This is a genomic window from Protofrankia sp. Cj5 (assembly GCF_917627405.1).
In the GTDB taxonomy this organism is placed as follows: domain Bacteria; phylum Actinomycetota; class Actinomycetes; order Frankiales; family Frankiaceae; genus Protofrankia.
Map to the genome: position 1 here is coordinate 1 of NZ_CAKJTO010000010.1, position 15,016 is coordinate 15,016.

General features: G+C 67.9%; 10 protein-coding genes. 6 read left to right on the top strand and 4 right to left on the bottom strand.

The features are described 5' to 3' along the window. On the top strand, positions 1-1,003 hold a 1,003-nt coding region (locus MJ777_RS04075), incomplete at its 5' end, for a glycerol-3-phosphate dehydrogenase/oxidase (RefSeq protein ID WP_239373268.1). Positions 1,004-1,046: 43 nt separating this feature from the next. Here the strand turns inward: MJ777_RS04075 and MJ777_RS04080 are convergent. After that, complete coding sequence (locus MJ777_RS04080; protein ID WP_239307908.1) at positions 1,047-2,201, bottom strand: acyl-CoA dehydrogenase family protein; 1,155 nt, start codon at positions 2,199-2,201, stop codon at positions 1,047-1,049. A 30-nt stretch (positions 2,202-2,231) separates the two neighbouring features. Further along, the gene (locus MJ777_RS04085) at positions 2,232-3,404 is read right to left on the bottom strand and encodes an acyl-CoA dehydrogenase family protein (RefSeq protein WP_239373277.1); all 1,173 of its coding nucleotides are present in this window, start codon (positions 3,402-3,404) and stop codon (positions 2,232-2,234) included. 119 nt (positions 3,405-3,523) lie between these two features. On the opposite strand from MJ777_RS04085, the gene MJ777_RS04090 reads away from it, so the two are divergent. The 4 genes from MJ777_RS04090 to gnd all read left to right on the top strand — a co-directional run bounded on the left by MJ777_RS04090 (position 3,524) and on the right by gnd (position 9,978). After that, complete coding sequence (locus MJ777_RS04090) at positions 3,524-5,263, top strand: glycerol-3-phosphate dehydrogenase/oxidase (protein WP_239373279.1); 1,740 nt, start codon at positions 3,524-3,526, stop codon at positions 5,261-5,263. A 1,212-nt stretch (positions 5,264-6,475) separates the two neighbouring features. Beyond that, positions 6,476-7,681 carry a hypothetical protein gene (locus tag MJ777_RS04095; RefSeq protein WP_239346053.1) on the top strand — a complete coding sequence of 402 codons (1,206 nt, stop codon included), beginning with the start codon at positions 6,476-6,478 and terminating at the stop codon, positions 7,679-7,681. A 172-nt stretch (positions 7,682-7,853) separates the two neighbouring features. Further along, on the top strand, positions 7,854-8,768 hold the full coding sequence (locus MJ777_RS04100; protein WP_239373281.1) for an acyl-ACP desaturase: 915 nt from the start codon (positions 7,854-7,856) through the stop codon (positions 8,766-8,768). A gap of 190 nt (positions 8,769-8,958) precedes the next feature. Continuing rightward, the gene (gnd, locus tag MJ777_RS04105) at positions 8,959-9,978 is read left to right on the top strand and encodes a phosphogluconate dehydrogenase (NAD(+)-dependent, decarboxylating) (protein WP_239307903.1); all 1,020 of its coding nucleotides are present in this window, start codon (positions 8,959-8,961) and stop codon (positions 9,976-9,978) included. Positions 9,979-10,095: 117 nt separating this feature from the next. Here the strand turns inward: gnd and MJ777_RS04110 are convergent, their stop codons facing one another. Further along, positions 10,096-10,677: a L,D-transpeptidase family protein gene (locus MJ777_RS04110; protein ID WP_239373283.1), complete on the bottom strand. Its 582-nt coding sequence runs from the start codon at positions 10,675-10,677 to the stop codon at positions 10,096-10,098. Between the two features lie 825 nt (positions 10,678-11,502). On the opposite strand from MJ777_RS04110, the gene MJ777_RS04115 reads away from it, so the two are divergent. After that, entirely contained in the window at positions 11,503-13,224 is a 1,722-nt protein-coding gene (locus MJ777_RS04115) for a proline--tRNA ligase (protein WP_239373293.1), read from the top strand. A 99-nt stretch (positions 13,225-13,323) separates the two neighbouring features. On the opposite strand, the gene lysS is transcribed toward MJ777_RS04115, so the two are convergent. Beyond that, positions 13,324-14,793 carry a lysine--tRNA ligase gene (gene lysS / locus MJ777_RS04120; protein ID WP_239307900.1) on the bottom strand — a complete coding sequence of 490 codons (1,470 nt, stop codon included), beginning with the start codon at positions 14,791-14,793 and terminating at the stop codon, positions 13,324-13,326. Between the last annotated feature and the right edge of the window lie 223 nt (positions 14,794-15,016).

The window sequence follows — 15,016 nt, forward strand, 5'->3', positions numbered from 1 at the left end:
CGTCGACGACGCGCGCCTGGTCGTCGCGATCGCACGGACAGCGGCCAGGCATGGCGCGCGGATAATCACCCGCTGCCGGGCCGTCGCCGTCGACGGCGACGGTGCCACCGCGATCGACACGCTCACCGGCTCGGCGGTCACGGTGCGCTCCCGCGCTGTGGTGAACGCGACCGGGGTCTGGGCTGGCGAGCTGTGCGGCGACGTCCATGTGCGCCCGAGCCGCGGAAGCCACCTCGTCGTGGCGGACAGCGCCTTCGGCGGGCTCCGGACGGCGATCACCGTGCCGGTGTCGCACGAGCACAACCGGTACGTGTTCGCGCTGCCACAGCCCGGCGGACGGGTCTACGTCGGGCTCACGGACGAACCCGTCGACGCCGTGACCGACACCCCGGCCGCGACTCCGGCCGAGACCGAGTTCCTGCGCGAGGTCATCTCCGGCGTTCTGGCGGTACCCGTTGACCAGGCTGACATCCTGGGCACCTTCGCCGGGTTACGCCCGCTGCCGGCCGGGGCGTCCGGGGCGTCCGGGCGCACCGCCGACCTCTCCCGTCGCCATGCCGTCATCACCTCGGCCGATGGCGTGGTGACCATCGTCGGCGGCAAGCTCACCACCTACCGGCGGATGGCCGCCGACACCGTGGACGAGCTGGCGCGGGCGCGCGGGCTGCGCCCTGGGCCGTGCCGGACCCAGCACCTGCCGCTGGTGGGCGCGGCCGGGTGGTCGACGCTCGCCGAAGTGGCCGCGCCGCGCCGGCTGGTCGCCCGCTACGGCACCGAGGCACCCACCGTGGTCGCGCAGGCGCGGGGTGATCCGCGGCTTCTCGCGCCGCTGTGCGGCCGGGTGGACACCACCGGCGCGGAGATACTGTTCGCGCTGCGGCACGAGGGCGCCCTGGACGCCGGTGACCTACTCGACCGGCGCACCCGCATCGGTCTGGTGCCAGCCGACCGTGCCGCCGCGCTCCCCCACGTCCAAGCGCTGCTGGCCGCGCCGGACGGATAGCGGACGGTGGGCTTCCGAACATCGTCACGCCGCCCTCGGCTGATCAGGGCACGGCCAGCGTCGGTGGGACCCCGTCCACGGTGGTCGAGGGGATCCGGCCGATGGTCAGGGCAGCGATCCGGTCCCGGTGCTGGACCGGATCGCCGTAACTGTAAACCTCGCGTTTGGCACGCTTGTAGAAGAAGTGGGCGTCGTGCTCCCAGGTGTAGCCGATCCCGCCGTGATATTGGATCATCGCGGCGGTCACCTCCCGGGCGGTGTCCGAGGCCTTGCTCTTGGCCACAGCGACCGCGAGCCGGCAGTCCGCAAGCCCGGCGTCCAGCGCGTGTGCCGCGTACAGCACCGCGTGCTCGGACATGGTCACGGCAACATGCAGGTCGGCGAGATGGTGCTTGAGCGCCTGGAAGGATCCGACCGCCCGGCCGAACTGCACCCGGTCGCGGTCATAGGCGACCGTGCGCCGCAGCGCCTCCCGGGCGAGGCCGACGAGGTCCCCCGCCGTGAGCACCGCACCCCGGTCGAGAAGATCGCTAAAGACGGCCGTGGACGAGCCAGGCAACCGCTGCCCGGGGACGCCGTCAAGCACCACCGAAGCCGTGCGTACCGTGCCGTCGTAGTTTTCCAGCCCGGTCACGGCGACCCCCGGCAGCTCCGGTTCCACCAGGTACAGCCCGACCTCGCCAGCCGGTTCCACGGCGGCCACCACGATGATCTGTGCGGTCTCGGCGTACTCGACCGGCAGAGCCGATCCGGTCAGCCGGCCCGCCTCGTCAGCCGTGACCCGTACGCCCGAGGGATCGTAGCGGCCGGCCGGCCCGCGCGGCGCCACCGTGGCCACGAGCGCGCCCGAGGCGACAGCGGGCAGCAAGGACCTCTTCTGCTCGTCCGAACCCGCAAGCCGCAGCGCCTCACCCGCGAGCACGGTCGGCAGCCACGGCCCGGGTACGGCTCCCGCGCCGAACGCGCGGGCAACCACCTGGGCATCCACCAGGCCAAGACCGAGGCCGTCGTGCTCCGCGGGGACGCAGACAGCGAGCCATCCATACGCGCCGATGGCCTTCCACAGCTCGGTGGGGTTACCGTCGCCGTGCTGGTCCTCGAACACGGCACGGACGGCTGTCAGGTCGAACCGGTCGGCGAGGTAGGCACGGACGGTTTCACCCAGAGCACGCTGCTCGTCGGTGAGTGCGAAGTACATGGCTGGTCCTATCGACGACGGCCGGAAAGGTCATCGGGGCAGCCCGAGGAGCCGCTCGGCGATGATGTTACGCTGCACCTGCGAGGAGCCACCCCAGATCGTGACCGAACGCGACCACATCGCCTCGTGCTGCATACCGCGTAGGTCGGCGTCGGGCCGTGGCCGGGTGAGCGTCGCCTCCGGACCGAGCAGGTCGTCGAAGGTCTCCCACAGCTCCTGATGCGTGTGCGACCACTGCAGTTTGGTCAGGGACGACTCAGCCCCGAGCTCCGCGCCCTTTTCGATCTGGGTGAGTATGTGCATGGAGTGGTAGCGCAGACACTCGAGCTCGACGATCCGGCTGGCGAGCCGCTGGCGCAGGATCGGGTCGCCGGTACGCCCGAAGGCCGCCGCCGCGGCCACGATCTCGTCGAACTGGCCGCGGAAGGCGGTGTACTGGGCGATGCCGGAGGCGCCGCGTTCGAACGACAACAGCAGCATCGCCGTCGACCAGCCGTCACCAGCCCCGCCCAGGCAGTCGGTGACCTTCACCCGGACATCGGTGAAGAACACCTCGCCGAACTCACTCGCGCCGCTGAGCTGGCGCAGCGGCCGGGCGTCGACCCCGTCGGAACGCATGTCGATGAGCAGCATCGAGATGCCGCGGTGCCGCTGGGAGCCGGGCTCCGTGCGGACCAGCGCGAACATCTTGTCCGCGTACACGGCATTGGTCGTCCAGACCTTCTGGCCGTTGACGATGAACTCGTCGCCGTCGAGCACGCCGGTGGTGCGCAACGCGGCGAGGTCCGAACCCGCGCCCGGCTCGGAGAAGCCCTGGCACCAGATCACCTCGTTGCGCAGCATCGGGCCGATGATGTCGCGCTTCTGCTCGTCAGTGCCGATCGCCATGACGGTGGGCGCGAGAAAGGCCAGACCGAGGGCGTTGACGGTGGGCGGGGCCCCGGCCCGCTGGGTCTCCTCGTCGTAGATCGCCTGCATGCCGGGTGTCCCGCCACGGCCGCCGTACTCCCGTGGCCAGGAGATCCCGGCGAACCCCGCGTCGTACTTGCGGCGTTCCCAGTCCCTGCGCAGCTCGAACGCCTCCGCCGCGTCGATGGCCGACCAGAACGACCGCGACCGCCACCGCGGCGGGATGTTGTCCGCCAGCCAGGCGCGTAGTTCCACGCGGAACCGCTCCTCCGCGGGCGTGAAGGTAAGATCCATCAGGCGGCTCCTGCGGTGGAGTGTGCGCAACGCGGCATGCGGAGTTTATTCGCGGCAGGCACGATGTGACGTGTGTCCGCGCCCTATCTGGCAGCCACCCTCCGGAAACGGGGAAGACGATGATTGCTCCGGCCCGGCTGAACCCCACCACCAGGAACGACGCCCTGCGCCAGATGGAGGCCGAGGTCTTCGACATCGTCGTCATCGGCGGCGGCGTCACCGGGGCGGGGGTGGCGCTCGACGCGGCCACCCGCGGGCTGTCGGTAGCCCTGGTCGAGGCGCGAGATCTCGCGGCCGGCACATCCAGCCGGTCCAGCAAGCTCATCCACGGCGGGCTGCGGTACCTCGAGCAGCGCAACGTGGCGCTGGTCGCCGAGGCGCTGCGCGAACGGGCGCTTCTGCTCGCGACCCTGTGCCCGCACCTCGTACGCCCGACCTCCTTCATGTTCCCGATCACTCATCGGATGTGGGAGCGCGCCTACGTCGGCAGTGGGATGCTGCTCTACGACACCCTGAGTGGTGGCCGCCGCAACGTACCGCACCACCGCCACCTGACCAGGCAGGCCGCGCTGCGCGCCGCGCCGTCCCTGCAACCGGGCTCCCTGGTGGGCGCGATCCAGTACTGGGACGCCCAGGTCGACGACGCGCGGCACACCATGTTCGTCGCCCGCACCGCCGCCCACTACGGCGCCCTGATCGCCACCAGCGCCCGGGTGACGGGGCTGCTGCGGGAAGGTGAACGGATCACCGGAGTACGTGTCGACGACCTCGAGAACGGCGGGCAGATCGATGTCCGGGCACGCCAGACCATCAACGCGGCGGGAGTGTGGACCGACGACATCCAGGCCATGGCCGGCGGCCGCGGCCAGCTGTCCGTCCGGGTGTCCAAGGGCGTCCACCTGGTGGTGCCCCGCGACCGGATCAATTCGACCACCGGGCTGATCCTGCGCACCCGCCGCAGCGTGCTGTTCGTGATCCCCTGGGGCTCGCACTGGATCATCGGGACCACGGACACGGACTGGAACCTCGACCTCGCGCACCCCGCCGCCAGCAGCGCGGACATCGACTATGTGCTGACGCACGTCAACCGGGTGCTGCGCACGCCGCTGAGCACCGAGGACATCACCGGTGTCTATGCCGGGCTGCGCCCGCTGCTGTCCGGCGAGTCCGAGGACACCTCACGGCTGTCCCGGGAGCATGCGGTCGTCTCGCCGCTGCCGGGTCTGACCATGGTCGCCGGGGGGAAGTACACGACCTACCGAGTGATGGCCCGCGACGCGGTCGACTCCGCGCTGGCCGGGATGAACCGGTACGTGCCGCTGTCCTGCACCGACCGGATACCGCTGCTCGGCGCCGAGGGCTACCAGGCGTTGTGGAACGCCCGGGAGACCCTCGCCCACCGGAGCGGGGTACACGTGGCGCGGGTCGAGCATCTGCTGGGGCGTTACGGCAGCCTCACGCGGGAGGTCCTCGACCTCATCGCGGAACGCCCCGCCCTCGGACGGCCGCTGTGCGGGGCCAGCACCTACCTCGCGGCGGAGGCCGTGTACGCCGCGTCCCACGAAGGTGCGCTGCACCTTGACGACATACTCACCCGCCGGACCCGGATTTCGATCGAGGCCTGGGACCGGGGTGCCGAAGCTGCCGCGCACGTCGCCGAGCTGGTCGGACCCGAGCTGGGCTGGGACCGCACGACCGCCGCCACCGAGATCGAGCACTACCGGGCGCGGGTGGCGGCCGAGCGCGAGTCCCAGCGGCAGGCGGATGACCAGACCGCCGACGCGGCCCGGCTCGGTGCCCCGGACGTGCGCGGCGGCGGCCGGCTCCGGCCCGGGGCTCCCGAACCCGCCCTTGGCTGAGGGCGGCGCCCGCCCCGGCGAAATACCTCGTCGACGGTCCGGAAAACGACACCAAAGATGTCGGCAGGACGCTGTGCAAACAGCACCAGCGTCCGATAACAGCGAGGAACGCCGCGATTGCTCCACGCTGTTCAACGAGGTCAAGAGCTACTCCCGAGACGGCAAAAAGGCGGCAGCAAGGCGCCGCCCCTTCGAGAAAGCACCGTTCGAGGGATTATCAGCATGACCCCAGAAAGACGGCTCGTGGTAACGCGATAAACAGCGGGAACAAACCGGTGAATGCATTTCTGGCCGGTGAATACATCGATAACGTGTAACTGTATCCGCCGGCATCGGACCCACCAGGCAGGGCATGACCAGTGAGCATGACCGGCATAAGTGGTAGATTCTTCGGGTAGCAAGACCTTAGCGACCGAAGGCTGCGCGATCATCATGCCGTTCGCGCGGGCAGCGGCCCCGAAGGAACCCACTGTTCGCGGAAGATCGGACCGGCCCGCCGTGTCTCCCGTTACGGAGTCTGCCTCTTCTGGAGGTGTGTCCACATTCAGCTACCCGCGGCACCGACCAGCGAGTGGGCCATGGCCCGATTACCCACGAGAGCGGGCGACCGCCATGGGCACCACATAATACCGACCACGGCATTGGCGGGTTACGCGCCCCCGGGTTCGCCTCCCGCATATCGGCTGGCACAGATCCGGGAGGCAGGCCATACCACCCGGACCCGAGTCCTGCCAAGAAAAAACCACGGGATCATTCAGGGGGAACAGCAACCGGAGTAAGAGCGACCGGCAATAGGGGCATGGCCCAAGGAACGAGGTTGGCGTGCGCGCATCGCGAGGCTGCGGAGGGAGACGCCGGAGGTACTGGGCGTCGACCGACGAACCGGGGTACCCGTCCATCGCGCGGCGATGGACGGGGAGCGATGGTGCGAGGCGCCACCCGGGCACCGCGAGCCGGACAGTCCTGTTGCTGGAGCCGCTAAAGAGCGTGTGCGAGATCGGGCTTTCGATCAGCGAGCCGCCTCCAGGCGCCCCCTGGCAAGGCGGAAGGCCGAAGCGATACCGGATGAGTTGTATCGGTTTGGCCGACAACGCAGCCAGGGGGCGCCTGGACGCGGCGAGCCGGAATGACGATCTCACACGCGCTCTAAGGCGCTGTTTTCGCACGGCTACGATCAACAGTAGCTCTGCCCGGAGACGGGAGAAACCCGCCGTGACAATACACGCACGCTCAGGATGGGATCCGCATACGCTCCGCCACCATCACGATGCCTCGGAACCGCTGCCCGTCGAACAGCTCACACCCGCGAACGTCGATTTTGATCTGCTGTGGGCGGACGACGGGCTAGCCCGCGGGCTGGCGGAGATGACTCGTACCGAGCGGCCACGCCGCTTCCTCCCGGTGTCCGGCTCCTCCCTTGACTCGGCCGCCGAGCGTTGGCTCACCGCACGGGCATGCCAGCGCCGGGCCGCCGCCGTCGGCCAGCTTGTCGACGATCCCCTCGTACGCGGCTTTGAAGAGCGCGTCGACGCCCTGCGGCGGATGAGCGACGTCCTCGGCGGTGGCGATGTCCACGCGCTGTCCATCACCGAGCTCGGTATCACCGTCCGGCTGCTGCGGACCGGCATCCACAACGACATCCACCAAGCCCGGCTGTACGCGGTCGCCGCCGAGCTGGCCCGGCTGGCCGGCTGGGCGATGTACGACGTCGGGCAGTACGGTGCCGCGCAGCGATGCTGGCTCGTGGCGCTTCGGGCCGCCCACGAGGCGGATGCGCCCGCTCTCGGCGCGAACATCCTGCGCTGTATGGCGGAACAGGCGGCGTGGTACGGGCAACCGGCCGACGCGATCACCCTGCTCCAGTCGGCCCAGGACGGCGCCCGCAGCATGCTGAGCGCCATCGAACGAGCTGTGATCACCGCCGACCTGGCTGTCGCTCACAGCCGCACCGGTCACCATGCGGAGTCAGTGGCCGCGACCACACTCGCCTACTCGTTGATCGACGCTGTTCATCCGGATGAGAACCCTCCCTACATGTACTGGGCCGGCCGCAAGGACATCTCGTTCGCCGCTGGTGAGGCCCTGTTGTCCGGCGGCGACCCGGACGAGGCGATACCCCATTTCCAGGCGGCCCTCAACGACCTTGACGCCCTCGACGACGAGTTCCCGCGGAACCGGGTCGAGTTCCTCACCAGGCTGGGTGTCGCCCATGTCAGGACAGGCCACCCCGAGCAGGCCATCGCCCTCGGGCACGAGGCTGTCGCCCACGCGGCAACCATCGACTCCGGGATGACACGCCGCGACATCGCCCGCCTGTGCCAGGAAATCGAGCAGGCCGGGTATGCCGGCGTAGCCGCGCTGGTCGACCACGCCCGGTGCGCGCTCGGTCCGTTGACAGTGGCCGCGATGTCGTCCTGACACGATCTCCGCGACAGTTCGACGCGTTCGGTAAGCGATCCCCGCTATGAGCGCCGGGCGCTCTCCCGCCGCCCGCCAGGCCTGCGGAACTGTTCATAGAGAACAGTTTTCAGGCTTCAATCCCGCCCACAGGACGTAGTCCGCTGTCCAGTTGACCTGTCAGGGTATGCGCATGACCTCCTTCACAGACATCGACCTCCTGCGTGAGCTTGAGCCCGTCGCCGCGACCAACCTCGACCGCCACCTGGGCCTGGCCGCCGAATGGATGCCGCACGAGTACGTCCCCTGGAGCCAGGGCAGTGACTTCGACACCCTGCCGTGGGAACCGGAGCAGTCCAGGCTGTCCGACATCGCCCAGGTCGCCTTCGAGGTCGGCCTGCTCACAGAGGACAACCTGCCCAGCTACCACCATGTGATCGCGACGACCTTCGGCCGGGACGGCGCCTGGGGTACCTGGGTGCACCGTTGGACGGCGGAGGAGGGACGCCACGCCATCGCGATGCGTGACTATCTGATGGTAACCCGTGGTGTCGATCCGGTTGCCCTTGAGCGGGGCCGCATGAAGCAGATGCAGCAGGGGTTCGACGGCGGCGGCAAGACGCCACTGCGCGCCATCGCCTACGTGTCCTTCCAGGAGCTGGCAACACGGATCAGCCACCGCAACACGGGGCGGTTCACCCAGGACCCCGTGGCGGAGAAGCTGCTCGCCCGGGTGGCCGCCGACGAGAACCTCCACATGATCTTCTACCGAAACCTGATCAGCGCGGCGCTGGAGATTGACCCGTCCGCCACAGTGCGGGCCATCGCCGAGGAGATCGTGGCCTTCCAGATGCCTGGGACGGGCATCGAGGACTTCGACCGCAAGGCCAAGCTGATCGCCCGAGCCGGGATCTACGACCTCCGCATCCACCACGACGAGGTCGTTACGCCGCTCCTGCGGCACTGGAAGTTCTTCGACCTCGACGGCCTCGACGCGCCGGCCGAGCAGGCCCGGACGAACGTCGAGCGCTACCTTGAGGCGATCGACGCCCTCGCCCGCAAGCACGAGGCGAAACGCGCGGGCGCACTCGCAGCCTCCCCCGCCTGAACCCACCGCGCCACCCACCGGCCGCGGGCCACGAGGGGTACACGGCCGGAGTCCCGACGCCGCGGGCCGTGTGGCACAACGATCACCAGGACTCTCCGGCGGTGCGGTGTCATGGCTGGTAGGCCGCGCGACAATGAAACGGGCGCCGCTGGCACCGCACCGCACCAGTCCAACGACTACGGGAGATCTCGTGCAGCTCGGGATGATCGGCCTTGGCCGGATGGGCGCCAACCTGGTACGCCGGCTCATGCGGGACGGGCACGACTGCGTCGTCTACGACGTCAACCCAGCGGCGGTGGAGCAGCTGGCGGCCGCGGGCGCGACCGGTGCCAGCACACTCGCGGAGTTCGCGGCGAAGCTCACCGTCCCCCGCGCGGCCTGGGTGATGCTCCCCGCCGGGATCACCGGCGAGACCGTGTTCGCGCTCGCTGAACACTTCGAAGCCGACGACGTCATCCTCGATGGCGGCAACTCCTACTACCGCGACGATGTGGACCGGGCCGCCGAGCTCGCCGGCCGGGGCATCCACTACGTCGACGTCGGCACCTCTGGGGGGGTCTTCGGGCTGGAACGCGGTTTCTGCCTGATGATCGGAGGTGAGCGTGACGTCGTGTCCCGCCTCGAGCCGCTGTTCGCCACGATCGCTCCGGGGCTGACGACGGCACCGCGCACGCCGGGCCGCGCCGGTGCACCGACCCAGGCCGAAAAGGGCTACCTGCACTGCGGGCCGAACGGGGCCGGGCACTTCGTGAAGATGGTCCACAACGGCATCGAATACGGGATGATGGGCGCCTTCGCCGAGGGGATGGCCATCCTGAACAAGGCCGGCATCGGCCGGGAACACACCGGCGAGCATGACGCCGAAACCACCCCGCTGGCGCACCCCGAGTACTACCAGTACGACATCGACACCGCGGAGGTGGCCGAGGTGTGGCGCCGGGGCAGCGTGGTCAGTTCCTGGCTGCTGGATCTGACGGCGGCGGCGCTCGTCGAGGATCCAAAGCTGGCGTCGTTCAGCGGCCGGGTGTCGGACTCCGGCGAGGGCCGCTGGACGGTACTCGCCGCGGTGGAGGAAGGTGTGCCCGCCCACGTGCTCACCGCCTCGCTGTACGAGCGGTTCTCCTCGCGCGGCGAGGCCCTGTACGCGGACAAACTGCTGTCGGCCATGCGCAGGCAGTTCGGCGGCCACACGGAAAAGCCGGCCGGCTGATCCAGCCAGGCTAAAATGTCTGATTGATGCCCGGCTACGCGGCCGGATGGCCGGATGGCCGGATGGCCGGAACCGGCAGACGCTCCGCGCCGGTGCGCTCCCGCCTGCCGCGCGAGGCTACTTGCCGAGCGACGCCGCGTCGCCCATGACGATCAGCGGCCGGCTGGCGGGCGACAGCCAGGCGAGAATGGCGACGATCCCCTCTCTCGTCACGGCGACGCAGCCCTGGGTCGCGCAATTGTGATCAACATGCAGCCAGATACCGCCGCCGGCCGCCGTACCGAGCGGGCGCTTGGGGTCTGACGGGGGGTAGCCGGGCATCCGGTTGTAGTCAATCGCTACCACGTAGTCGAACGCGGCCGCCATGTCCGGCTCACCGGTCTGATAGTAGGACGGCCGGTACTCGTAGGGCATCAGCGTGCCCGGATCGGGCTGACGCCCGCCCGCGGCCGTCAGCGTGAACACACCCACGGGGCTGCATAGATCACCATCGTAGTGATTCAGGGACCAGCCGTTTGCCCCGTTACGGCCGGCAAGCGGAGCCGCGGCCCGAGTCCACCCGGCGCATGCATCGGTGCGCTGCCACAGAGTGACCGTGTTCGTCGTGGCCGTCTGGTCGGGCGCTGAGACCACAATCACCTGGCGGTTCACGTCGGCGATCCGCTCGGACATCTCCGCACCAAGATCAAAAATAGTCACATACATCATCCGACCGTCCCTGCCTCCCCTCCGCAGCCTGATGTGCCTGGTTCAGGCACATGTAACGCGCCAATGGCGTCTTCGACAAGTGCCGTGGTCAACTCGGCGGCCTTCCGGAGTGGGCTCATCCGCCAGCGGCAATGAAAAGACAGCTCCACCCCCGGAGCTTGTCCCGTTCGGTGACCCGATCGGGACGGCCTGCCACCCTGCCGGTACGTTCACGTACTTCACGCCCATCCAGGATGGAACGGAGAAGATCACACGTACGGTTGCTACCGATCACAACAGCCGGAAACCGGTTGTTTGTTTTGGTACGAACAAACAACGTGAAAACACCGGCGCAGCCGAACGCGCCGCCAGCAACGGTCGGCGTAGGCGGTTCGTGACGACTCTCGCGGTCAGCGGCTGGTCATCCTGGCATCACGGGCCGCGCCGCCCCACATCGCAGCGATGTGAGAGCCGCGGTGGGCCGCCGCTGGGAGGGCGAGGGGGCCTGACGCCGTGGTCGTCAGAGGCGGTAAGTTGGTCTGGAACTCGGTCAGTGCCGCTCTGTCAAGACTTGGAGGGCCCGGGAACAGCTTGTTGCCGGGCGCTGGTGGCCGAGGGCCGGCTCATCAAGCGAGAGGGGATCTCCCAGTGGGCTCCGTCAAGGCCGCACGTCGACCGATCTAGGGCGTATCTGATGGATGTTGGTCGATGCGGACGATGATCCATCAGACACGCCCTGACCGGGCTGCCCGCGCGGGGCTGACTCGGCGTCGTTCTCGTGCGTGACGGCTTGCCGCCGGCTGCCGGCTACTTTCCCAGTGACGGAGGTCTTTTCCCGTGGATTACCTTTCCCGCATGTTCGCCCGGACACTTCGCGACGATCCCGCCGAGGCTGAGACAGCCAATCACAAGCTGCTCGTTCGTGGCGGGTACGTCCGGAAGGTCGCTTCCGGCATCTATACCTACCTTCCGCTCGGGCTTCGCGTTCTCCGCAAGGTCGAAGAGATCGTGCGCGAGGAAATGACCGCCGTCGGCTGTCAGGAAATACTGATGCCGGCGCTGCTGTCTCGTGAGCTGTGGGAACGGACCGGCAGGTGGGCCGACTATGGCGACCTGATGTTCCGGGTGGCAGACCGCAAGGGAGCGGAGTTCTGCCTTGCTCCCACGCACGAAGAGCTGGTGACCAGCCTGATCGCACATGAGGTCAGCAGCTACCGAAACCTGCCGCTGAGTGTGTACCAGATTCAGACCAAGTACCGGGACGAGCTGCGGCCGAGGTCCGGCCTCATTCGCGCTCGTGACTTCATCATGAAGGACGCCTACAGTTTCCACCCGGACCTGGACTCGCTCCGTGCCACATACAACGTGATGTACAACGCCTACGAGCGTGTGTTCACCCGCTGTGGCCTTCGTTTTCGGGCTGTGGAGGCGCAGGCCGGCGAGATCGGCGGGGATGTGAACCACGAGTTCATGGCTCCGAGCGAGATCGGCGAGGATCTGTTTGTCTATGCGCCCAACGGCAGTTATGCCGCGAACATGGAGGCTGCTTACGGTCAGCGGCCTATCGCGGTGGAGCCTGGGACACAGCCGCTCCAGCGGCTCCACACGCCGGGCGTTCCAGGAGTCGAGGAACTCGCCGCACATCTGGACCTGCCGGCGAGCCGGATTCTGAAATGTGTCCTGTACAAGATTCCGCACTCAGGCGGCGAACAGGATCAGATCGTAGCTGTCCTCTGTCCGGGTGACCGTGAGATCAACGAGTACAAGCTCACGGCGATTCTCGGAGCGGCGCCTGTCCTCCTCGGTGAGAGCGACTTCGCGGCGAACCCCGGCCTGGTTCGCGGGTACGTCGGGCCGCAGGGGCTTGCGGCCCACGTCAGCCGGATCGTCGCAGATCACCATGTAGCGGCTGGCCGCGACTGGTGCACCGGGGCAAACGAAGTCGACTATCACGTGGCTGGCTGCAACCAGGGACGCGACTTCGAGCCGGACGAATACGCGGACGTGACCAATGTCCGGTCAGGTGACCCCTCGCCGGACGGCACGGGCCCGCTCGCGGTCGAGCGGTCGGTCGAAATCGGCCACATCTTCCAGCTCGGCACCAAGTATTCCGTGCCTCTCGCCGCGACATTTCTTGATGACAACGGCAAGGACGCGCCCATGGTGATGGGCTGCTATGGCATCGGCATCAGCCGGATTCTTTCGGTTGTTATCGAGCAGCACCATGACGAGAATGGGATCGTGTGGCCAGCGGCGCTTGCTCCGTATGACGTCGAAGTGATTCCGCTGGGCCGGAAGATCGATGAGGAGATCGTCAACTCGGTCGCCGGACCGCTGGTGGCGGAGGGGCTTGAGGTCCTCGTGGACGACCGGACCGGGAATTCCGCCGGCGTGAAGTTCGCGGATGCTGATCTGCTCGGCTGCCCGGTACAGATTGTCATAGGACGCCGTGCGGCGGAAGGAATCGTCGAGATCCGCACGCGGGACCGATCGGTCGTGACCGAGGTTGAGATCACGGATCTGCCCAAGACGGTGGAACACCTTCGCCGCAGTCTGTAACCCGCCGTTCTACCGCGGCCCGGCGCACTCACCTCTGCCGTCGTCCCAGCCGCTCCCACGCCACGTCGCGCGGGAGCGGCCCTTTCCTCCCTCGTGTGTTCAGCTGGCGGTGCTGTCGGTACTGGCGATGCCATCGGTGCTGGCATCGCCGGCGGTCTGGCCCTTTGTCCCGCGCATGGTGGGGAACAGGACGACATCGCGGAGGGTCGGGGCGTCGGTGAGGAGGGCGACGAAACGGTCGATGCCAATGCCGAGTCCTGACATGGGAGGCATACCGTATTCCATTGCCTCGATGAAATCCTCTTCCATCATCATCGTCTCGTCATCGCCCGCCTCACGCAGCGCGGTCTGTTCGTCGAGACGCTGCCGCTGCTCCACCGGATCGATCAGCTCGGAGTAGGCCTTGACGATCTCCCAACCATTGACCACGACCTGGAAGCTGTCGAGCTGGGTTGGGTCGGAGTCGCTACGCCGCGCCAGCGGGACCAGCTCGGCGGGGTGGTGCAGCAGGAAGCACGGCTGGATGAGATCGGGACGAACCGTCTTCTTGTACAGCAGATCGACCAGGCCCGCGTACGACGGCGCCGCACCGACATCCAGACCAAGCCCGACGACCCGCTCACGCAACGCCGGAAGGTCACGCACCACTCTCAGGTCGATCCCGGTCCGGCGGGCCACCTCGGTCCGATAGTCGACCTCGGGCCAGCTGGCACCGAAGTCGAGCTTGGTGCCCCCGTAGGTGATGGTCCGGCTACCGATGACGTCGTCAAGAACAGTAATGATCATCTCTCGGACGAAAGCCATGTTGTCGCGGTAGTCCCAGTACGCCGCGTACCACTCGAGCATGGTGAACTCCTGGAGGTGCGAGGAGTCCATACCCTCGTTGCGGAAGTTACGGCCGATCTCAAAGACGCGGTCGAAGCCGCCGACCACGACGCGCTTGAGGAGCGTCTCGGGGGAAATCCGGAGATAGAAGTCCTCACCGAGGGTGTTGTGCCGGGTCACGAACGGGCGGGCAGCGGCGCCCGACGCCGCCTCCTGCAAGATCGGCGTCTCCACCTCAAGGAAGTCGTTGTCTTCCAGGAAACGACGAATGCTCCGAATAATCCTGATGCGGGTCTCGAACCGCTCCCGTGACTCGGCGTTGACAAGAAGATCCAGGTAACGACGCCGGTAGCGGGCCTCCACATTGGACATCCCCGCCCACTTGTCCGGAAGCGCCCGCGCCGTACGATTGAGCACGGTCAGCTCGGATACGGCAACGGTGCGTTCGCCCTTACGGGTGGTGTACATCTGTCCCGCGACGCCCGCAAAGTCACCGATCTTGACGGACCGGGACCACTCCTTGACGGTTTCCTCGCCGAGGTCGTTGCGGGACAGCGAGACCTGGACGCGGCCCGACCTGTCCTGAAGGTGACCGAACACGAGGCCGCCCATGCGCCGCCACAGCATGATACGGCCGGCGAGCCTGACGGCGGTGCCATCAGGCGCCTGCCTGGCGGCGGCAGCCAGCGAGTCCGCGCGGTATCCGGACTGAGGCCCCGTGACGCCGGGCTGCTCCGTTGACATGGTCACACCTTCTCGAGCGGGATGGGTACGAAAACGGACGGTAAGCGCCACGAGGAAAATGCCGGTAGCGGCGCGGTCGTCGGTCTGGCGGGCATCCCCAGCCTACCGACCGAAGCCACCGGCCCCGACCACCAGCCGAAGCCACCGGCCACGTACTACCCAACCGGGTAGCCACAGTTGTCCGGCGCACGGCCTGTCACGGCATCGACAGCAGGCCGTGCGC